Raw genomic sequence first — 20,842 nt, 5'->3', positions numbered from 1 at the left:
GGCACGAACGCAGGATATACGACAGCATGAACTCGAAACATCGATCCGTCAGGGCCGCGATACGGCGGGTGGACCGGGCCGCGTCCGATCTGCGCCGCGGGCTGCCCGTGGTGGTTTCCGGCGCGGCGGCGAGTGGTGTCGCCGTGTCGGTGGAGACCGCCAGTTCGCACGATCTTCAGGAAATGCTGGATCTGGCCGACGGACCGGCGATGCTGGCACTGACATCCCGGCGCGCGAATGTCCTGCACATTCTGCCGTCCGGCCATCCCGTACAGATGGTGCCGCTGGACGACAGGCTGACGGCCGATCTGGCACGCGAGATTGCGGATCCGACGCATGATCTGAGCGGCGGGCTCAGGGGACCGTTCCAGCAGATCAAGGAAGCGCCCGCGGATTACGTGCTGGCGGCTGTCACGCTGGCGAAACTCGCCCGGCTGCTGCCCGCCGTGATCGTGGCGCGCTCGGATGCCGCCGATCGTGCGCAGGCGGCCGGGCTGATGCAGCTTCGGTCGGCGGATATCATCGCGCGCGATCTTGCGGCGGCCGCCGAACTCACGCCGGTTGCCTCTGCCAGGCTGCCCCTGTGGGCGGCGGAGAATACCCGCATGATGGCCTTCCGACCGGCTGATGGGGGCCTGGAACATCTTGCCATCGTGGTCGGCGATCCGCCGCGCGACGCCCCCGTGCTGGCGCGTCTGCATTCGGAGTGTTTCACCGGCGACCTGCTTGGATCGATGAAATGCGATTGTGGCGAACAGTTGCGTGGCGCCATCGAGGCGATCTCAAAGGAGGGCGGCGGAATACTTCTTTACATGGCCCAGGAGGGGCGGGGCATCGGCCTGATGAACAAGCTGCGCGCCTATGCGCTGCAGGATCAGGGGTTCGACACCGTCGATGCCAACCTCCGGGTCGGATTTGAGACCGATGAACGGTTGTTTGCGCCCGCGGCGGAAATGCTCAAGCGGCTCGGCTATGGCTCGGTCCGTCTGATGACCAACAATCCCGACAAGGTCGCCGGGCTGACCGAGGAGGGGATCACCGTGACCGAGCGCGTCGAACACAGCTTTCCCTCCAATCCGCACAACGCGCACTATCTGGAAACCAAGAAGAACCGGACCGGGCATTATCTGTAGGGCGGTAAGCGGACATTAACCGTGATCCCGGTCATTTGTGCCGGGCGAGCGGCTGCCGGACCGGGTGAACTCCAGAGATTTCAGGGGGTTGGGGCGTGGCGTGCCATTTGCTTCTGCTCACGCATGATTGCCGGTCTTGGAAATTTCCTGCCTCAGCGTGGCGAGGCGCCTCCCACCGAGGCCGAACTGTCAAAGAGTGCCGATGCGCCGAAGCCGGAAGACGAACTCAGCTTCTGGGATCTGCTGGATGTGATTAATCCACTGCAGCATATTCCCGTCGTTTCCTCGATCTACCGGCATTTTTCCGGCGATGAGATCAGCGCGCCGGCGCGACTGGCGGGCGGGTTCCTGTTCGGTGGCGTGATCGGCATGGCGTCGTCGGCTGTCAGCGTCGGTTTCGAGGAAATCACCGGCGATGACATCGGCGGGCATATCATGGCCGCGCTTGACCCCGACGCCGAGGAGGCAGAGGGTTCCCGGCCGCCAGGCACAATGCTGGCCGCGTACAACGCGGCCGCCAGCGCGTATGGTGAAGAAGGCGGCGGGTCGTCCTTCGCGTCCCGGGGCGCGAGCTTCCACGGGGTCGATATCCCTGCCTGACGGACGTGCAGCCGTCTTTTCGCGATCCTCACTTTGTCGCGATCACCGGTGAAAAATGTGACCGCGCCCAAACTTTGCCCCAAATATGACGGAATGCGCCATAATCGTTTGCCATTCAAACGGTCCGGCGGGCTTGAAGCGCATCCGTGGTCCCCATAGATGCTTAACTCAGGTTTCCGACGAACCGACATTTCGACCAAGGAGCGATGCAGGGTGAGAACCAACCGAACTGACTCCCGGGGCGCTGGCCGAACGGCTGTGGCGACCCGCCAGGACAAGACCCCCATACTCGGCTACAGCGTTGCGCTGCTGATACTCGTCGCGATGATGCTTGCCGCTTCGTCGAGCTGGGCACGGGCCGCACCGGAAAGCTTCGCGCCGCTGGTGAAAAAGCTCAAACCCGCGGTGGTGAACATTCAGGTCACCCAGAAGGCCGGCAAGGCCGGCCCGCACGAGAATTTCGAAATGCCCCAGGTGCCCGAAGGCTCGCCGTTCGAGGAGTTCTTCAAGGATTTCTTCGACAAGCGCCGCCGCCAGGGGCCGGGGTCGCGTTCGCTGACATCGGTCGGTTCGGGCTTTGTCATCGATACGGATGGCCTGATCGTGACCAACAATCATGTCATTGACGGTGCCGACGAAATCCGCGTGTTCTTCAGCGACGGGGAAAGCCTGGACGCCGAACTGGTGGGTACAGATCCCAAGACCGACGTGGCGGTTCTGCGCGTCAGCCCGGAAGACAACATGAAGCTGTCGTCCGTGCCGTGGGGCAATTCGGACGCTGCCGAAGAAGGCGACTGGGTCGTCGCGATCGGCAATCCCCTCGGCCTCGGCGGAACGGTGACAGCCGGTATCGTCTCGGCACGCGGCCGCGATATCCGCTCGGGACCGTACGACGATTTCATCCAGACCGATGCCTCGATCAACAAGGGCAACTCCGGCGGTCCGCTGTTCAACATCGATGGTGAGGTCATCGGCATCAACACGGCCATCTTCTCGCAGACCGGCGGATCGATCGGCATCGGCTTCGCCGTGCCGGCCAATCTGGCGCGTCCGGTCGTCGATCAACTGGTCAAGTTCGGCCGCACCAAGCGCGGCTGGCTGGGTGTGCGCATCCAGACCGTGACGCCTGAACTGGCCGAAGGGCTGGGCATGGACGAACCGCGCGGTGCCCTGGTGGCTGGCGTGACCGACAACAGCCCGGCCGGTGAAGCCGGTGTGAAATCCGGTGACGTCATCGTCGAATTCAACGGTCGCGAAATCGACGAGATGCGGGCCTTGCCGCGTATCGTCGCCGAGACCGGTGTCGGCAAGTCCGTACCCGTGAAAGTATGGCGAAAGGGCAAGCTGCAGGAGTTCAGCGTCAAGCTGGGCGAACTGGAAGCCGCAGAGAAGGAGCTGGCAGCCACCGATCCCGTGGGAACGGTCGACTCGGTCGAGAGCACCGTGGAATCGCTGGGCCTGACGCTCAGCCCTCTGACCGATGCAACCCGCGAGCAGTTCGGTATCGATGTCGAGAATGGGGCCGTCGTCACCGAGGTCGCGCCGGATTCGTCGGCGTCCGAGAAAGGTCTCCGCGCCGGCGATGTGATCATCGAAGTCAATCAGGAGCCGGTCGAAACACCCGGCGATGTCGCCAAGCAGGTCGCGTCGGTCTCCGACAAGGATGCCCGGTCGATCCTGTTGCTGGTTCAACGGGGTGATGACCGGCTGTTCATCGCGGTCCGTCTGAACAAGGGCTGACCGGCCCCGCGATCGGAACTGAAACCCTCCGGTGGCTCGCCGCCGGAGGGTTTTTCTTTGCCTGCGGTTGATCGCCCCGCCGCGCGTTGCGGCTGTGCGGCAATCGGCGCATCGTCCGCAAAGTCCGGGGCGGCTATCTGAACGACATGACTTCACTCCCGGTTTCTGAAGCGCGAACCGAACGCCATGCGGTCTTCGTCTGGCTGATGTCGGTCACGGCGCTGGTTTTTCTCATGGTGGTGGTCGGCGGCATCACCCGCCTCACCGAGTCCGGCCTGTCGATGGTGGAATGGCGCCCGGTCACAGGCTGGCTGCCGCCACTGAGCGAAGCCGCATGGCAGGCGGAGTTCGACAAGTACCGGGCGTTTCCGGAGTATCAGAAGATCAATCGCGGGATGAGCCTGGCCGAGTTCCAGATGATCTACGCCTGGGAATTCGGACATCGTCTTCTGGGCCGTATCATCGGTCTGGCGTTCTTCCTGCCGATGGTCTTCTTCATCGTGACGGGGCGGATCCGGGTGCGGGAGATACCCTGGTTCCTGTTCCTGCTGCTCGCGGGCGGATCGCAGGGCGTGCTGGGCTGGTACATGGTACAGAGCGGCCTGATCGACAATCCGGATGTCAGCCAGTACCGGCTTGCGGCGCATCTGGGACTGGCCTTCGCCATCTTCGCCCTGCTGTTGCTGACGGCATTCAAGATCCGGGCAGAAGGGCGGCCGATGCAGCCCGTCGGACCCGGTTTCCGGCTGCCCACGACCGCGTTTGCCGCGCTGGTTTTCCTGCAGATCGTTGTCGGCGCCTTCGTGGCGGGAACGAATGCCGGATTTGCCTTCAACACCTGGCCGACCATGGACGGCGATCTGGTCCCCCCGTATCTGTTTGACACCGTGCCGTGGTGGCTCGCCTTCTTCGAGGACATCACGACCATTCAGTTCACGCATCGCATGATGGCTTACCTGATCGTGCTGGTCGGACTCTGGATGATGATCGCGGGCCGCAGAAGCGGTGGCAGCGCGAAACGCGCCGGTGCCGCAGCGTTTCACACGCTGCTCCTGCAGGTGGTCATCGGTATCGCCACACTGCTGGCTGTCGTACCAGTCTGGCTGGGGGCGGTGCATCAGGCCACGGCGTTGCTGCTCTGGGCCGCCAGTCTGGTCGCCCTGCGTGTGGCGTGGGTCAGCCCGTCGCCTCGAAAGCGGTAGCAGACCGCCTCGAAATCCTGTCAAATGAGCGTCAGTTCATCTGGGAGGAGAAGCTTTATGAGCGATGACAAGACCATCACCTTTCCGGTCGAAAAGACGCACATTCTGATGTTTGCGCGCTCGATCGGGGATTATTCACCTGAGCATGTCGACGAGAAGGCGGCGAAAGACACCGAGGCCGGCGGTATCGTCGCGCCGCTCACCTTTCCGCAGTCGGTGGCCCAGTTCGATCCCGACTACCACCTGCGCATCCAGCCGGGCAAACCCTGGTTCGGGTCCGGCAAGAACGCCAGCGGTATCGAAGGCAAGCCCGCGTCATCGGGCGGCCTGCACGCCGAGCAGCATTTCGAGTACATGCGCCCCCTGCGCCCGGGCGATGAACTCAGCGTCACCGTCAGGGACGGCGAGACCTGGGAGAAGGAGAGCAAGCGGGCCGGCAAGCTGATGTTCTCGGAACGGATCACGGAATATCGCGATCAGAGCGGCGAGCTTGTGGTGCGTGCGCGTTCCGTCGGTGTCCGCACCGAGCGTCCGGTGGCGCAGGATTGAGGGGGAGATAGACATGGCTTTGAATGCAAGCGACGTGAAAGTGGGTGACACCCGCGAACTGCAACTGGTCGAGGATCTGAAGCGCACCCAGCTGGTGATGTATTCGGGTGCCTCGGGCGACTACAACCCGCTGCATAGCGACGACAAGTACACCAAGGAAGTTGCCGGTTATCCGGGTGTCTTTGCGCACGGCATGCTGACGATGGGCATGACGGGACGCGCGATCACCGAGTGGGTCGGTGTGGCGAACGTGAAGAAGTACGGCGTCCGCTTCACCAATCAGGTCTGGCCCGGCGACTCGCTGACGGCGAAGGCGACCATCGTCGACATTCGCGACGAGGACGGTGGCAAGGTGGCCGAGATATCGGTCGAGACGAAGAACCAGGACGGCACCACCGTCATCACAGGTTCAGCGACGGCCCGCCTCGACGGCTGACGCCCTTTCGGAACTGGTCAGGCGGGGCAGCATCAGCAGCCCCGCCGCCAGCACCGGCACAAACCCGGCGAAAATCCAGAATCCGACTGCCCGCACGGTTTCCGGCGTCGGATTTTCCGTGAGCCCGGCTGCGTTGGCATAGAAGCCGGTCAGGGCAGCGCCGATGGCATATCCGATCAGTTGCGATGTCGGCAGGGCCGCGGCGGCCTTCTCGCGCTCCGCTTCGGGCGTGGCGGCGACGGTGCGCTTCAGCACGAATGCCCAGAACGCCCCGAACCCTGCGCCCAGACAGGCGACGAGCGGTGCAATGGCCCAGAGCGACCCATGCGGCATCGCCCAGATCAGGCCGATCGCGCCCACCGCCGCGATGACGGCACCTGCCCGGATCACCCACGGTTCCATGCGCTCGGACGCCTGCGCGACCAGCAGCGCCGCCGCCGTCCAGGATACGGACTCCATGGCGACGAAATAGCCGCCGACCAGCGGTGACACCCCGAACCGGAACTGCAGCAACAACGGGCCGTAGACTGTGAAGGCGATGGTTCCGGCGGCCAGCAGCATCACGAAAAGAATGCCGCTGCCGGTACCCGTGCGCGGCGATCCTGCGGTGCGTGGCATCAGCCCGTTGGCTGCGCGTGAATCAGTCCGGAAAAACAGCACCAGCATCGCGATGCCGGTCACGATGCTTGCGCCGGACAGACCGAGCGATGTCCAGTTTCCCGCCGCTGCGATGGCCATGATGGCGACGGCAAGCAGCAGCAGCCGCGGGTAGGGGGTCGGACCGTCGTCCCGCCTGTCGCTCTGTCCGCCGGGCAGCAGCCAGACCGTCAGGGCCGCGACCAGCAGGGCCTGTATGGCGAACGCACCGAACCCCCACCGCCACATGCCGTAGTGGGCGAAAATGCCCCCGATCAGGGGACCGCAGAAGGCGCTGGCCCCCCAGACCGCGGAAATCACAGCCATCACCGCGCCGGTCAGCCGGGCGGGAAACAGGCCCTCGATCCCGACGAAGGTCAGGGCGAGCATGGCACCGCCGCCCAGCCCCTGCATCAACCGTCCGGCCAGTACCGTCCAGATGTCCGGTGCGACGGCGCTCAGGACGCACCCGAGCGAAAAGAAGGTCGCCGATCCGGTCATGGCCTGGCGGATGCCGAAGCGCATCGCCAGCACGCCCCCGGTCGCGCCCGCGACGATCGAGCCGACGATGTAGAGCGCAATGGTCCAGCCCATGTAGCTGACGCCCTGAAGTTCGCGTGCCGCATCGGGCATCAGGGTGGCAACCATCAGGGAATCGGCGGCATGCAGCCAGACGCCGGCACACAGCACCAGAAGGCGCGCAACGCGGTCGCTCTGTGCCAGGGCACGCCAGGGACCGGGCTCCACCGCCGTCCGGGTTTCCATCGGGCGGGCGGAGCCGGATCAGATCGTCATGGCGCGCGCGCGGGCGCCGCGTTCGATGGCGGCAGCGGGCAGACGTCCGACACCCAGCGACTGGCGGATGATCATCAGCACTTCCAGTTCGGTCTGGGACACGTCGCCATCCGCTGCCGCGACATCGCAGGCCAGCGCGTAGGCGGTTTCGGCCAGACGCGCGGGCAGCACGTCCGAGACGTCGCTCATCAATTCATCGATGCCGTCTTCCTGTTCGAGATAGGCCAGACATGATTCCGCATCCGAGGACAGGTGGTCCAGATCGTAGGACCGGAAGACCGGCCACGTCTTGATCATCTCTCCCATCAGGGTGATTTCCTGATCGGCAAGTTCCTTGTCGGCGCAGGCGGTCAGCACCATGACGTGGACCAGGGCGCTGTGCGTGCTCATCTTTGCGGCCATTGTTCGGCTCTCCTGTCAGTTCTGAAAGAATGATTTAACAGCCTGAACGGTCTCGGCAATGCCTGTCCGGTGAATTTCCACATCGGAAGGGAAGGCATCGCACAGACGGCTCGGCAGCATCGCGTCCAGCATGACGAAGACGCCACGGTCTCCGGACCGCCGCAGAAGCCGGCCATAGGCCTGTTTCAGCTTCAGCCGGATCAGCATGTCGTCATACTGGCGACCGCCGAACGCCTTGCGCCGGGCCTTGTGCAGGATGTCGGGACGGGGCCAGGGCACGCGGTCGAACACGATCAGACGCAGCGACTTGCCCGGCACATCCACGCCGTCGCGCACCGCATCGGTTCCCAGCAGGCACGAATCCTGTTCGGCCCGGAAGATGTCCACCAGCGTCGGTGTGTCGATCGGATCGACGTGCTGCGCGTACAGCGGCAGGCCCGCGTGATCCAGCGGTTCGAGAATCCGTTCGTGCACATTGCGCAGCCGCTGGATGGCTGTGAACAGGCCCAGTGCACCGCCGCCTGAAGCGAGAAACAACTCGCGGTAAGCCGCTGCGATCTCATCGGGCCGGTCGCGGCGGACGTCGCCGACCACATGAATCCGGGTGTTCGCGCCATAGTCGAAGGGCGAGGGAACGCTGATCCGGATGGCAGGCGCGACCAGATGCGACAGGCCGGTGCGCGCCTCGGCGGTGGACCAGTCGTCGCCATCGCCGGACCGGTCGCGCAGGCTGGCCGATGTGATCAGCGCGCCGTGCGAGGGCTTGAGAACGGCTTCCGCGAAGGGCTCGGTCGGATCGACGACATGGCGATGGTAGCCGACATCGACCTCGCGGCCTGCGAAGCGTCGCAGTGCGAACCAGTCGACGAAGCCTTCGGCGCGGTCGCCATCCAGGGCGGTCAGCATTGATATCCATGCGGACAGCACGGCCTCGCAGCGATACTCGATGCCGTTGATCGCCGCTTCCAGCCGGACCCGCTCGCCCGACGACAGTTCGTCCGTCTCCTCGTCCAGCCGCGCAGCGAGCACCGTCTTCAGATCGTTCAGCGGGCCGCGAATGTCGGCGAGCGCTGACGCCAGTTCGACCGCCGTTGCCGCCAGTCCCTCGACGGGCGGCTGGATATCGCATTCCAGTCCGTAGCTGTTGTCGGGCCGGTCGGTGCGGGCGAGCACCTGCTGGCGCACCTTCGACAGAAAAGCTTCCGTCGGCCCTGCAGGCGTTTCGCCCCGCAAGCGTGTCTGCCAGTCCCAGGCGGGCAGTTTCCGTGCCGCATGTGTCGCACGGTCCAGCGCCGCCTTCGCGCTCTCGTCACCGGCGATCAGATCCTCGATCCGCCGTGTCAGCCCGCGCGCCCGGCCCCTGGCACCGTCTTCCGTTCCCCGGATCCAGCGGCGCAGTTCCTGTGTTTCCAGTCCGGACAGTTCTGCCGAAAATGCACTGTCGGCGGCGTCGAACAGGTGGTGTCCCTCATCGAAGACATAGCGTCTGGCGGTGCCTTCCTCGGCGCTCAACTGTACTGCGCGCGCCAGCACCAGCGCGTGGTTGGCGACCACGATGTCGGCCCGCATGGATTTCCGCCGCGCGGTTTCGATGAAACACTTGCGGTAATGCTCGCAGGCGGAGAAGACGCATTCGCCGCGCCGGTCCGCCAGGCCCGTGGTCTTTTCCGATCCGAACAGCATGGTCAGCCAGGAGGGAAAGTCCCCGCCTGCCAGATCGCCGTCGCGGGTGGCTTCGATCCAGCGCGTGATCAGGGCGAGGGGAACGATGTCCGCGCGTCTGGCTGCCCCGCCCTGAACCGCCTCCTGAAAATTCAGCAGGCACAGGTAATTCTCGCGGCCCTTGCGGATCACGGCCTTTTCCGCCTTGACCTTCGGGTCGGGATACAAACGGTCCAGTTCCTGATCCAGCTGCCGCTGCAGGTTCTTGGTGTAGGTCGAGACCCAGACGGCACCGCCGTTCTTCTCGGCCCAGACCGATGCAGGTGCCACGTATCCCAGCGTCTTGCCGGTACCGGTGCCGGCCTCGGCGAGCACGATGTGAGGTTCATCGACGCGCTCGCGCGGCCTGAACGCATGGGACGCGCGCGCCGCATAGTCGAATTGTCCCGGTCGCCGTTCCGAGCCCGCGCCGAGCATGGCGACCAGACGGTCGGAAGCTTCATCCGGTTCGACGGGTTCCGAACCGGGTGGTGGCGGTGGCGCGGGATCGACCGGCTCGGGCAGCTGGCTCCACGCATCCAGCCCGCGGTAGCGCGACTTCGAGGCGGGGACGCCCAGCACGCGCAGCACGGGCACGGCCCACGGCCAGTCGCTTTCGGCCATGGCCTGCGCCAGCATCGCCGCGCGCTCCTTCTGCGGACCCGCAAGACGGGTCAGTTCGCCCAGCAGGATCTCGGCGATTTCCAGCAGACGCACCGGGTCCGGCGGCAGGCCTGCCGGTGGGACGCCAACCGCCGCAGCCAGACCATCGAGGGTCGGCAGGCAGAAGCGTGCGGGCCGCACGAACGCAAAAAGTTCCAGCAGATCGTGTGCCGCGAAACGCCGGACGCCGAGTCGCCGCGCGACCGTCGGCATGGAAACCAGCAACGGCAGCGCGCGGGCGATCTCGACTGCCGCTTCGTCCCGTTCCAGCGTCTCCACAACGCCATCGGTGGTCAACAGGACCCCGCCGCGACCGCTCATCGCGAAAGCGGGCACGTCCGGCAGCATGATCTGGGGGGGCGGCGAATCCATCGCGGCGACTATAGATCGCCGGGGTGGCGAATGCTCAGACGGAATTGCATCGCCATCTGCCGGGCCATGCCGGGCTCAAGCCGCGTCCTTGCGTTTGCGGCTCTTCGGTTTGGCTTTCGCTTTCTGTGCGGATTTCTTCTTCGCAGGCGCCGTCAAGGCCGTGGAGGCCCGCCGCGCCAGCACCTCGGCCAGATAGCGGCCCGTGTAGCTTTCGGGTACCTGGGCGACCTCCTCGGGCGTGCCGCAGGCCACGATATCGCCGCCGCCGGTGCCGCCCTCGGGACCGATGTCCACGATCCAGTCGGCCGTCTTGATGACCTCCAGATTATGTTCGATCACGACGACCGTGTTGCCGCTGTCGACCAGCGCGTGCAGCACTTCCAGCAGCTTGCGCACGTCCTCGAAATGCAGGCCGGTCGTCGGTTCGTCCAGAATATAGAGCGTCCGGCCCGTCGCACGCTTGGACAGTTCCTTGGCCAGCTTCACGCGCTGGGCTTCACCGCCCGACAGGGTGGTCGCCTGCTGGCCGATCTTGATGTAGCCGAGCCCGACCTGCATCAGCGTGTCCATCTTCTCGCGCACGGACGGAACCGCCTTGAAGAAGTCCTGACCTTCCTCGACCGTCATGTCGAGCACGTCCGAGATCGACTTGCCCTTGAACCTGATCTCCAGCGTTTCCCGGTTGTAGCGCTTGCCCTTGCAGACGTCGCACTGGACGTAGATGTCGGGCAGGAAGTGCATCTCGATCTTGATCAGCCCGTCGCCCTGACAGGCCTCGCAGCGTCCGCCCTTCACGTTGAAGCTGAACCGGCCGGGCTTGTAGCCGCGCGCCTTGGCTTCTGGCAGGCCGGCGAACCAGTCCCGGATCGGCGAGAAGGCACCGGTGTAGGTGGCGGGATTGGAGCGCGGCGTGCGACCGATCGGTGACTGGTCGATGTCGATGATCTTGTCGAGCCATTCCAGACCGTCGATCCGAGCGTGGGCGGCTGGCGCGGCCTTGGCGTTGTGCAGCTTGCGCGCCATCGCCTTGTACAGGGTCTCGATGGTCAGGGTGGACTTGCCGGAGCCGGACACGCCGGTGACGCAGACGAACGTGCCCAGCGGCAGGGTTGCCGTGACATTGTTCAGATTGTTGCCGGTCGCACCGACGATGCGGACGAACCGTCCCGGATGGCCTTCGCGGCGCTTCTTCGGGATCGGGACCTGGGCCATGCCTGAAAGATACTGTCCGGTGATCGATTCCGGCGTCTGCATGACCTTCTCGGGTGTGCCCTCGGCGATCAGTTCGCCGCCATGCAGCCCGGCCTTCGGACCGATGTCGATGACGTGGTCGGCCACCAGAATCGCTTCCTCGTCATGCTCGACCACGATCACCGTGTTGCCCAGATCGCGCAGGTTCTTCAGCGTTTCCAGCAGACGGCCGTTATCGCGCTGGTGCAGGCCGATGGAGGGTTCGTCCAGCACATACAGCACACCGGTCAGGCCGGAACCGATCTGCGAGGCGAGGCGGATACGCTGGCTCTCGCCGCCCGACAGCGTCCCCGAATTTCGGCTGAGGGTGAGATATTCCAGCCCCACATTGTTCAGGAAACCGAGCCGCTCGTTGATCTCCTTCAGGATGCGGCCTGCGATCTCCTTCTGCTTGTCGGTCAGCACATCATCCAGCGACAGGAACCAGTCCCGGGCGTCCTTGATGGAAAACTGCGAGGCATGTCCGATGTGCAGATCGTTGATCTTCACCGCCTGCGCTTCGGGTTTCAGCCGGTATCCGCCGCATGCCGAACAGTCGGTCTTGGCCTGATAGGTCTCGATCTCCTCGCGCATGCGGGCGGAGTCGGTTTCGCGCCAGCGCCGCTCCAGGTTGCGGATGACGCCTTCGAACGCCTTCTTCGTCTTGTAGCTGCGCAGCCCGTCGTCATAGCTGAACTCGATGGTTTCCTTGCCGGAGCCGTACAATATGGTCTGCTGTACGGCCTCGGGCAGGTCGGCCCAGGGGGTGGTCATCGATTCCTTGAAGTGGCGCAGGATCGACTGCAGCGTCTGCTGGTAATAGGGCGATGTGGTCTTCGACCATGGCGCGATGGCCCCGCCGCGGAGGCTGAGCGACTGGTCCGGAACGACGAGATCAGGATCGACATACATCTCGGTGCCCAGACCGTCGCAGGCCGGACAGGCGCCGAACGGATTGTTGAAGCTGAACAGGCGCGGCTCGATCTCCTCGATGGTGAAACCGCTGACCGGACAGGCGAACTTGGCGGAAAAGATCGTCTTGTCCTCGCCGTCCGCGTTCTCGGTGATCGCCAGCCCGTCGGCCAGCGCCAGCGCCGTCTCGAAGCTGTCGGCCAGACGCGTCGCCAGATCCTCGCGCACCACCAGCCGGTCCACGACAACCTCGATGTCATGTTTCAGCTTCTTGTCCAGCTCCGGGATGTCCTCGATCTCGTGAAGGGTGCCGTCCACCTTCACGCGCTGGAAGCCCTGCTTGCGCAGTTCCCGGAATTCCTTGCGGTATTCTCCCTTGCGCCCGCGCACGATGGGGGCCAGCAGGTAAAGGCGCGTGCCTTCGGGCATCGCCATCACGCGGTCGACCATCTGGCTGACAGTCTGGCTCTCGATGGGCAGGCCGGTGGCGGGCGAGTAGGGGATGCCGATGCGTGCCCACAGCAGTCGCATGTAGTCGTAGATCTCGGTCACCGTGCCGACGGTCGAGCGCGGGTTCTTGGATGTGGTCTTCTGCTCGATGGAGATCGCCGGGCTGAGACCCTCGATCAGGTCCACGTCGGGCTTCTGCATCAGTTCCAGGAACTGGCGCGCATAGGCCGACAGGCTCTCGACATAGCGCCGCTGCCCCTCGGCATAGATCGTGTCGAACGCCAGCGAGGATTTGCCCGAGCCGGAAAGCCCGGTGATCACGACCAGCTGGTCGCGCGGAATATCGACGTCGATGCCCTTCAGATTGTGCTCGCGGGCGCCTCGGACACTGATGAATTTGTTCATGGAGAAGATGGCTCGCGGGCTATGGGGAACGGAATGACAACTTAGTGCGGCGCGCGGCCGGATGCGAGTCCGGTGATGACGCACCCCAAGGCATTTACGTCAGCACGAAGGAATCGGTTCTCGGTGGAAGATCAGCGGCGCATCCTGATCACGGACGCGGCGTTCGCACAGCCCCGATCCGCCTTGCATGTTCGGCGCGCGCGACCATCAGGCCTGTTCCGGCTTCCGCCCGATGAACAGCTTCTCGCCCCGCAGGAGGCTGTAGCGAACCACATCCCGGCCTTCGGCGGTATATTCGTCGACATCGAAGCCGACGGCGGCCATCCGGTTGCGCAGGTCGCGCCCGAAATAGCGCAGGTGCCGCTTGCCCTCGAAGTGCTTCTTGCGCTCCTTCATGCTGTCGATGGACGGGTCCTCGAAGGTGGTGTCCCAGCCTTCGATCAGCGGCACCATGCACAGGAACCGCCCGCCGGGCTTCAGGATGCGGAACAGCTCGGGCAGCGCCTTCGAATCGTCGACATGTTCCAGGACATGGCTGGCGATGGCGACATCGACGCTGGCATCGGGAAAATCGATCGCCTCGATGTTCAAGACCTCGTCGGCCTTGCTGGCGCGGATATCCGCCGTGCGGTAGCTGCCCAGGCCGAAGGTCGCCAGATGCGGCCGCAGCCAGGCCTCGGGCGCGAAGTGCAGCACGTCGTCTCCGGCTTTCAGCAGATCGTCCCGCGCCTTCAGCGCCAGTGCCATCAGCCGGTGCCGCTCGACGGATTCGCAGGCCGGACACATGGCGTCAATCCGCGGCGGCCAGCTGTAGGGCAGGAAACGTCCTTCATAGCCGCAGATCGAACATTCCCGGTCGTACTGGCCACGGCAATACCAGATGGCGCGCTTGATGAAGCGGGCCCGGCCTTTCAGCTTTCGAAGTGCGATGCTCATGGCTGTCGTGAGTATGGCATTGCCGATTTTGCGTCAACGATGTGTGGCGTCGAGGTGGGCAAGACGATAAGACTCGATCCAGAGATCGAATCCGAACAGGACAGGTACAGGGGAAGCGACGATGGCGGGTGTGAACAAGGTCATTCTGGTGGGTAATCTGGGCGCGGACCCGGAGGTCCGGCGGATGAACGATGGCAATCCTGTGGTGAACCTGCGCATCGCGACCTCCGAGACCTGGCGCGACCGCAACTCCGGTGAGCGCCGCGAAAGGACCGAATGGCATCGCGTGGTGATCTTCAACGAGAACCTCGCCAAGGTCGCCGAACAGTATCTGAAAAAGGGTTCGAAGGTTTACATCGAAGGCCAGATCCAGACCCGCAAATGGCAGGACAATACCGGTGCCGATCGCTATTCCACCGAGATCGTATTGAACCGCTTCCGCGGCGAACTGCAGATGCTCGACAGCCGCGGTGACGGCGGCGGAGGCGGTGGCGGTTATGGCGGTGGCCAGTCCGGTGGCGGGGGCGGCTACGGCGATGATCGCGGCGGCCCGGGTGGCGGCGGTGGCCGTGGCGGCAACGACTACGGCGGCGGCAGCGATCTGGACGACGAAATCCCGTTCTGATCGCCGCGCCTGACGACGGTCGTTCAGGCCGTCTGCCGCACGATCGTTCGCCGCGCTTTCTCCGCGATCCACACGACGACCGTCCATAGAATGACCAGCATCCCGACCAGAGCCGGGATCGGCAGATCGAGCGCGTGCCGATCTGCGGCGAACAGGCCTGCCGTCAGCAGTCCGCCATACAGATAGACCATGGCGTTGACATGACCGGCCATGTTGCCGGTGCGCACGTAGCGGACATTGGCCGCGAGCGTGATCAGGGTCCAGACCGACAGCAGATGCAGGAAGCTGAAACCGCCGGTCATGCTGGTCAGGAAGAAGGATGACAGCGCCGTCAGCAGCATCGCGCCGACATAGGCGCGGCCGAGCAGGCGATGCGGTCTGTCGCCCTTGCGGCGAGCGATCTGAAATGCGCCCAGAACGATGGCGATTGAGGCGCATGCGGCGTGCAGATATTCCATGTCGATCTCCGTGTTCCGTGGTGATGGAACATCAATGGAGATACCGGATCGCGCCCGCCACGATGCTTACGGGAAACGGTCTTCCGGGTTCGTGAAAAGCCCGAATTCCGGCTCGCGCATCGCGAAATGCACGCGATGGATCAGGTGTTGTTACTCAACCACGTTGAAATCCGCGCCATCGCCTCCTCGATGTTCTCCAGCGAGTTCGCATAGGAGAAACGCAGGTAGCCTTCGCCCAGGATACCGAAGCTGGTGCCGGCGATGGCGGCGACGCCCGTATCTTCCAGCAGGCGGTTCTGCAGGTCGCCGGACGACAGGCCGGTGGTCGAGATGTTGGGGAACGCGTAGAACGCGCCCAGCGGGTTGACGCAGGACACGTTCGGCAGACCGTTCAGCAGCTCGACGATGCGTTTGCGGCGTGTATCGAACGCGGCCAGCATTTCGCCGACGGCATCCTGCGGACCTTCCAGCGCCTCGATCCCCGCGTACTGGGTGGCGGCATTGACGCAGGAATGGGTGTTCACGGCCAGTTTCGCGGCCAGCGGCGCCAGTCTCTCCGGCCAGAGACCCCAGCCCAGCCGCCAGCCGGTCATGGCATAGGTCTTCGACCAGCCGTCCAGCACGATCAGGCGGTCACGGATCGACGGGTAGTCCAGCAGTGTGACGTGATCCAGCCCGTCGTAGGTCATGCAGGAATAGATCTCGTCGGACATGATGGCGACGTCGGGATGCGCTTCCAGTCCCTTCACCAGCGCGTCGATTTCGCTGCGCGGGACGACGCCGCCGGTCGGATTGGCGGGACTGTTGAGGATGATCAGCCGCGTCCGGTCCGTGATCTGGCCCAGCACCTCGTCTGCCGAAAAGGCGAATCCGGCACTTTCGTGCAGTTTGATCGGGACCGGTGTCGCGCCGGAGAATTCGATCATCGAGCGGTAGATCGGAAAGCCGGGGTCCGGGTACATGATCTCGGTGCCCGCCTCGCCGAAGATCAGCATCGCGAAGGCCATGGTGACCTTGCCGCCCGGCACGCAGACGATGCTGTCGGGATTCACCTCGTGGCCGTATCGGCGGTGAATGTCGGCGGATACCGCGGCGCGCAGTTCGGGGATGCCGTTGGCGGGCGTGTATCCGTGATGCCCGTCGGCCAGCGCCTTGCGCCCGGCCTCGACGACGTTCGCCGGCGTCGGGAAATCCGGCTGGCCGATACCCAGATTGATCACCGACTTGCCCTGTGCCGCCAGCGCGTTCGCCTTGGCCAGCACCTCAAAGGCGGTTTCGGTGCCCAGATGGTTCATCCGGTCTGCCAGTTTCATGTTCGTCTCCCCCGTTCGCACTGCGGCAACTATTAGGGCCTTCCCAAAGGGCCTGCAATTGTGGTCAGTGGATTCAACGGAATCCGGGAGAGATCAGATGCAGGACCTGAAGGACAAGATCGCCTTTATCACCGGCGGTGCCGACGGCATCGGCTTTGCCATCGCCAAGGCGCTGATCGACCAGGGCGCGCGTGTCATGCTGGCCGACATCAACGAGGCGAAACTGGCGGAAGCGAAGGCGAAGCTGGGCCAGGCGTCGGAAACGGTTGTCTGCGACGTGGCCAGCGCGACCGACCTGAAAGCCGCCGCCGAGAAGACCATCGAAAGCTTCGGCAAGGTCCATATCGTCGTCAACAATGCGGGCGTCGGCCTTGGCGGGATGCCCGGCGAGGCCTCGCTTGAGGACTGGCGCTGGATCGTCGACATCAACCTGATGGGCGTCGTCTACGGCGTCGAGACCTTCACGCCGCTGATCAAGTCCCACGGCGAGGGCGGGCACTTCATCAACACGGCATCCATGGCGGGTCACTGGGCGAACCCGATGATGGGGCCGTACTGCGCCACGAAGTTCGCGGTCGTCGGCTATTCCGAATGCTTGAAACAGGCACTGGAGGGCGACAATATCGGCGTCTCGATCCTGTGTCCGGGCTGGGTGAAGACCGGTATCGCCAACAGCAGCGATCGCCGCCCCTCCGGCCCGGCGACGAAGAATCCGCTGACCAATGCCGAAGACGTGGGCGGTGGCGAACAGATCACGGCGGCCGATCTGGTGGCCAACGGCATGCCGCCGCCGGTGCTGGCCGACTGGGTGGTGCAGTGCATCAGGGACAACCGTCTCTACATCTTCAGCCACGCGGTGATGGAGCCCGTCATCGACGCCCGCCACCAGGCCATCAAGGCCGACTACGCCGCGGCGATGGCGAACGAGAACCTGACCCAAAACCAGACGAGTTGATATTGAGTGATGGATAACTCAAATTAGCTATTTATGAATGATTTGTCATTCATTATATGACTTGCATGAATGCAAGAATTGCAATGTCGAAAGCGACCGAGCAGTCGCTTGACCTGCTCGCTGAAGCCATCCGGTCTGCGCGAAAGCGGCGGCGGTGGTCGGAAAGCGAACTGGCCGAGAGGCTCGGCGTTTCGCGCCAGACCGTGCAGCGCATCGAGAAGGCCAGTCCGCGCTGCGCCATCGGCACCGTTTTTGAGGCCGCCGTCCTGCTGGATGTCCCGCTGCTTGGCGATGAACAGGCGCGGCTGGATATGCAGCTTCGGATCAGCCGGGACAAGCTCGCCGCGGCGCGGCGGCACGTGGATCGTCTGACGCAGGGTTTTGATGATGACTTCTGATGGTCTGACCGATGAGGCCTTTGTCTGGATCTGGCTGCCTGGCGCTTTCGAACCCGTGGTCGCCGGGCGACTTGTGCGGGATCAGGACCGATACGTGTTCAATTACGGGCGGTCGTATCTGGCGCGGCCGGACGCGATCGCGATCTATGAGCCTGAACTGCCGCTGCGGCCCGGGATCATCGAACCGCCGGCGGGGATGCTGATCGCCTCGGCGCTCAGAGATGCGTCACCCGATGCATGGGGCCGCCGCGTCGTGCTGAACAAGCTCGCGGCGACCGGGCGGCTCTCGGACAGAGCCGAGGCGGATGAACTGCTTTTCATGCTGGAATCCGGTTCTGACAGGATTGGTGCGCTGGATTTCCAGTCGTCCAGCACCCGATTCGTCGCGCGCGAGGCGGGACGGGCGCGGCTTGATGATTTGCTGGCTGCCGCGGAAAAAGTGGAGGCTGGCGTCGAACTTCATCCGGCGCTTGATCTTGCCTTGCTGCACGGCAGTTCGGTCGGCGGCGCGCGCCCGAAAGCGCTGATCGATGGGGGCGATCGCGCGTATATCTCCAAGTTTGCCAGATCGGACGACCATTATGACGTTGTGAAGGCTGAGTTCATCGCCATGCGTCTGGCGAAACTGGCCGGCCTGGATGTCGCGCCCGTTGAACTGACGAAAGCCGCCGGGCGCGACGTGCTTCTGATCGAACGCTTCGATCGCGTGCAAACGGGCGAGGGGTCAGCCCGCAAGGCTCTCGTCTCGGCGCTCACACTGCTCGGACTGGACGAGATGCTCGCGCGATATGCGAGCTATCAGGATCTGGCCGAAATCATACGCCGCCGCTTTCAGAAGCCGAAAGCGACGCTGCATGAGATTTTCGGGCGGCTGGTCTTCAACATTCTCTGTGGCAACACGGATGATCATGCGCGCAATCACGCGGCCTTCTGGAACGGCGAGGACCTTTTTCTGACGCCGGCCTATGACATCTGTCCGCAGGGGCGGGCCGGGGGAGTCGCAACACAGGCCATGCGGATCGCGGAATCCGACAATCGCAGCCAGTTGAGCGTCTGTATGGCGGCCGCACAGAGTTTCCTGCTGACGGAGCCTGAGGCCCGGGAGATCATTGAACGGCAGATCGCCGCGATTCGTCAGCATTGGGGAACAGTTTGCGATATGGCGGAACTGTCGGCGGTGGACCGCGCCTTTTTCTGGAAACGCCAGTTTCTGAACGCGTACGCCTTTGAAGATTTTCCGGGGACGGCCGTTTGAGCGCGCCGGACCTCAGCCGGACATCGGGCGGGCCGTTCGGGTGGTCGGTCCGGCTGTCGCTGTTCTATGCGACGATCTTCATGGTCGCGGGTGTCTCGATGCCCTGGTTTCCGGTCTATCTGGAATCGCGCGGCATGGCACCCGAGCAGATCGGGCTGCTGCTCGCCGTGGGCTTCTGGATCAAGCCGCTGGCCAACCCGCTGGGCAGCCGCTGGGCGGATGTGTCGGGCGAGCGGCGCAGGCCCATCGTGCTGTTCCTGATCGGTGCCGGGGCGGCCTATGCGCTGTTCGCGCTGGGCGACAGTTTCACCGCGTTCGTTTTCTGCGCGGTGCTTGCGGCCTGCTTCAACTCGCCGATCCTGCCGCTGGGCGACAATCTGACGATGACGGCGGCGGCGGAACGCGGACTGGACTACGGCCGCATCCGCCTCTGGGGCTCGGTCACCTTCATCGGTGCGGTCTATGGCGCGGGCTGGCTGCTGGAAGGCTCGCCGACGGAAATCATCCTGTGGCTGATGGTCGGCGGCTACCTGTTCACAGCACTGGTCTCGACAACCCTGCCGGACATCCGCTTCCCCAGGCCCGAGAAAAAGTGGCGCAATCCTTTCGCACTGCTGGGGCAGCCGGTGTTCCTGATCTTTCTCGTCGCGGTCGGGCTGAACTCGGCAGCCCATTCGGTGCTCTACGGATTCGGCACCATCCAGTGGCGCGAGATCGGGCGCAGCGATACCGAGATCGGCGTGCTCTGGGCCATCGGCGTGATTGCCGAGATCGTCCTGTTCGCCCTGTCCAAACGCATCATCGACCGCATCGGGCCATTGCCGCTGATGGTGCTGGGGTGTGCCTCGGGGATCCTGCGCTGGACCCTGACCGCAGGCGCGACGGGGTTTGTCGAACTGTCGCTGCTGCAGGTGCTGCATGCCTTCACGTTCGGTGCGACGCATCTGGGCGCGATGCATTTCATCCAGCGCGCCGCCCCTGAAGGCATGTCGGCCACGGCGCAGGGCCTGTTCGCCGCCTTCGGCATGGGCCTGTTCATGGGCTTCGGCGCGATGACCGCCGGGTATCTGTACGACGGCCTCGGCGGACAGGCATACTATGTGATGACGGTGGTGTCAGTCGGCTCGACCCTGTGCGCGCTGATCCTGATTCGCCGCTGGAACGGGACGAGACTGACACTTTGACCATGAAGGCGAGAGCGATGGGCACAGCGGAAACCGGCGAGGCGGGCGAACATCATTTTCCGGCGGTGACGACGGACATCGTGGTTTTCCGTCCGGCACCGCGGGGCAGAAAGATCCTGCTGATCCGGCGTGCCAACCCGCCCTTTCGGGGATGCTGGGCGCTGCCGGGCGGGTTTCTGGACGCCGATGAAACGCTGGAGCAATGCGCGATCCGGGAACTGCAGGAGGAGACGGGCATTTCGGCTGCCGATCTGCAACTGGTCGGGGTCTACAGCACGCCGGATCGCGACCCGCGCGGGCGGACCGTCTCCGTGGCCTATGCGGTGACGCTGGACGCGGATCGCGATACCGTCCATGCGCGGTCGGATGCAGCCGAGGCTGCCTGGTTCGACCTGGCGGACCTGCCCGACCTCGCCTTCGATCATGACCGCATCATCTCGGACGCCTCTGGCCCGGGCTGAGTGATGGACACCAGCCGCAAACGCATTCCAA

19 protein-coding genes are annotated in these 20,842 nt (G+C 64.3%); 12 read left to right on the top strand and 7 right to left on the bottom strand.

The genetic code is table 11. The features are described from left to right. The first annotated feature begins 26 nt into the window (after nucleotides 1-26). From ribA to ACN0X7_RS17405, 6 genes are all read left to right on the top strand, one after another. Nucleotides 27-1,133: a GTP cyclohydrolase II gene (ribA, locus tag ACN0X7_RS17430; RefSeq protein ID WP_417519629.1), complete on the top strand. Its 1,107-nt coding sequence runs from the start codon at nucleotides 27-29 to the stop codon at nucleotides 1,131-1,133. A 21-nt stretch (nucleotides 1,134-1,154) separates the two neighbouring features. Beyond that, nucleotides 1,155-1,733: a hypothetical protein gene (locus ACN0X7_RS17425; RefSeq protein WP_417519627.1), complete on the top strand. Its 579-nt coding sequence runs from the start codon at nucleotides 1,155-1,157 to the stop codon at nucleotides 1,731-1,733. Nucleotides 1,734-1,991: 258 nt separating this feature from the next. Then, nucleotides 1,992-3,473, top strand: coding sequence for a DegQ family serine endoprotease (locus ACN0X7_RS17420; RefSeq protein ID WP_417519625.1), 1,482 nt, complete (start codon nucleotides 1,992-1,994; stop codon nucleotides 3,471-3,473). Nucleotides 3,474-3,619: 146 nt separating this feature from the next. Next, nucleotides 3,620-4,675, top strand: coding sequence for a COX15/CtaA family protein (locus tag ACN0X7_RS17415; protein WP_417519623.1), 1,056 nt, complete (start codon nucleotides 3,620-3,622; stop codon nucleotides 4,673-4,675). 57 nt (nucleotides 4,676-4,732) lie between these two features. Next, a complete protein-coding gene (locus ACN0X7_RS17410; RefSeq protein WP_417519621.1) occupies nucleotides 4,733-5,224 on the top strand; it encodes an FAS1-like dehydratase domain-containing protein in 492 nt (163 codons plus the stop codon). Nucleotides 5,225-5,237: 13 nt separating this feature from the next. Continuing rightward, nucleotides 5,238-5,660 (top strand): MaoC/PaaZ C-terminal domain-containing protein, encoded by a 423-nt coding sequence (locus ACN0X7_RS17405; RefSeq protein ID WP_417519619.1) that lies wholly within the window; start codon nucleotides 5,238-5,240, stop codon nucleotides 5,658-5,660. On the opposite strand, the gene ACN0X7_RS17400 is transcribed toward ACN0X7_RS17405, so the two are convergent. The 5 genes from ACN0X7_RS17400 to ACN0X7_RS17380 all read right to left on the bottom strand — a co-directional run bounded on the left by ACN0X7_RS17400 (nucleotide 5,634) and on the right by ACN0X7_RS17380 (nucleotide 14,162). Next, nucleotides 5,634-7,061: an MFS transporter gene (locus ACN0X7_RS17400; protein WP_417519617.1), complete on the bottom strand. Its 1,428-nt coding sequence runs from the start codon at nucleotides 7,059-7,061 to the stop codon at nucleotides 5,634-5,636. The genes ACN0X7_RS17405 and ACN0X7_RS17400 overlap by 27 nt on opposite strands. Before the next feature lie 18 nt (nucleotides 7,062-7,079). Next, nucleotides 7,080-7,493, bottom strand: a complete 414-nt coding sequence (locus tag ACN0X7_RS17395) for a tellurite resistance TerB family protein (RefSeq protein ID WP_417519615.1) — start codon at nucleotides 7,491-7,493, stop codon at nucleotides 7,080-7,082. 15 nt (nucleotides 7,494-7,508) lie between these two features. Continuing rightward, the gene (locus ACN0X7_RS17390; protein ID WP_417519613.1) at nucleotides 7,509-10,229 is read right to left on the bottom strand and encodes an ATP-dependent DNA helicase; all 2,721 of its coding nucleotides are present in this window, start codon (nucleotides 10,227-10,229) and stop codon (nucleotides 7,509-7,511) included. Between the two features lie 75 nt (nucleotides 10,230-10,304). Then, entirely contained in the window at nucleotides 10,305-13,226 is a 2,922-nt protein-coding gene (gene uvrA, locus ACN0X7_RS17385) for an excinuclease ABC subunit UvrA (RefSeq protein ID WP_417519611.1), read from the bottom strand. A gap of 207 nt (nucleotides 13,227-13,433) precedes the next feature. Further along, the gene (locus ACN0X7_RS17380) at nucleotides 13,434-14,162 is read right to left on the bottom strand and encodes a methyltransferase domain-containing protein (protein WP_417519609.1); all 729 of its coding nucleotides are present in this window, start codon (nucleotides 14,160-14,162) and stop codon (nucleotides 13,434-13,436) included. A 121-nt stretch (nucleotides 14,163-14,283) separates the two neighbouring features. Between ACN0X7_RS17380 and ssb the strand changes: the two genes are divergently transcribed. Further along, the gene (gene ssb / locus ACN0X7_RS17375; protein ID WP_417519607.1) at nucleotides 14,284-14,787 is read left to right on the top strand and encodes a single-stranded DNA-binding protein; all 504 of its coding nucleotides are present in this window, start codon (nucleotides 14,284-14,286) and stop codon (nucleotides 14,785-14,787) included. 23 nt (nucleotides 14,788-14,810) lie between these two features. Here the strand turns inward: ssb and ACN0X7_RS17370 are convergent, their stop codons facing one another. Then, a complete protein-coding gene (locus ACN0X7_RS17370) occupies nucleotides 14,811-15,245 on the bottom strand; it encodes a DUF2306 domain-containing protein (RefSeq protein ID WP_417519605.1) in 435 nt (144 codons plus the stop codon). 140 nt (nucleotides 15,246-15,385) lie between these two features. Beyond that, nucleotides 15,386-16,558: a pyridoxal phosphate-dependent aminotransferase gene (locus ACN0X7_RS17365; protein WP_417519603.1), complete on the bottom strand. Its 1,173-nt coding sequence runs from the start codon at nucleotides 16,556-16,558 to the stop codon at nucleotides 15,386-15,388. A 97-nt stretch (nucleotides 16,559-16,655) separates the two neighbouring features. On the opposite strand from ACN0X7_RS17365, the gene ACN0X7_RS17360 reads away from it, so the two are divergent. From ACN0X7_RS17360 to ACN0X7_RS17340, 5 genes are all read left to right on the top strand, one after another. Further along, nucleotides 16,656-17,513: an SDR family NAD(P)-dependent oxidoreductase gene (locus tag ACN0X7_RS17360; RefSeq protein WP_417519601.1), complete on the top strand. Its 858-nt coding sequence runs from the start codon at nucleotides 16,656-16,658 to the stop codon at nucleotides 17,511-17,513. 83 nt (nucleotides 17,514-17,596) lie between these two features. Further along, the gene (locus ACN0X7_RS17355) at nucleotides 17,597-17,911 is read left to right on the top strand and encodes a helix-turn-helix transcriptional regulator (protein ID WP_417519599.1); all 315 of its coding nucleotides are present in this window, start codon (nucleotides 17,597-17,599) and stop codon (nucleotides 17,909-17,911) included. After that, the gene (locus ACN0X7_RS17350; protein WP_417519677.1) at nucleotides 17,901-19,166 is read left to right on the top strand and encodes a type II toxin-antitoxin system HipA family toxin; all 1,266 of its coding nucleotides are present in this window, start codon (nucleotides 17,901-17,903) and stop codon (nucleotides 19,164-19,166) included. Before ACN0X7_RS17355 ends, ACN0X7_RS17350 begins: the two co-directional genes overlap by 11 nt. After that, entirely contained in the window at nucleotides 19,163-20,350 is a 1,188-nt protein-coding gene (locus ACN0X7_RS17345) for an MFS transporter (protein ID WP_417519597.1), read from the top strand. The genes ACN0X7_RS17350 and ACN0X7_RS17345 overlap by 4 nt, the downstream gene beginning before the upstream one ends. A 17-nt stretch (nucleotides 20,351-20,367) precedes the next feature. After that, a complete protein-coding gene (locus tag ACN0X7_RS17340; RefSeq protein ID WP_417519595.1) occupies nucleotides 20,368-20,811 on the top strand; it encodes an NUDIX domain-containing protein in 444 nt (147 codons plus the stop codon). Nucleotides 20,812-20,842: the final 31 nt, after the last annotated feature.

This window comes from Minwuia sp., from assembly GCF_048263705.1.
Classification (GTDB): Bacteria; Pseudomonadota; Alphaproteobacteria; order Minwuiales; family Minwuiaceae; genus Minwuia.
Note: the sequence above shows the minus strand (reverse complement) of the source record. Positions and strands in the feature narration are given on the sequence as shown.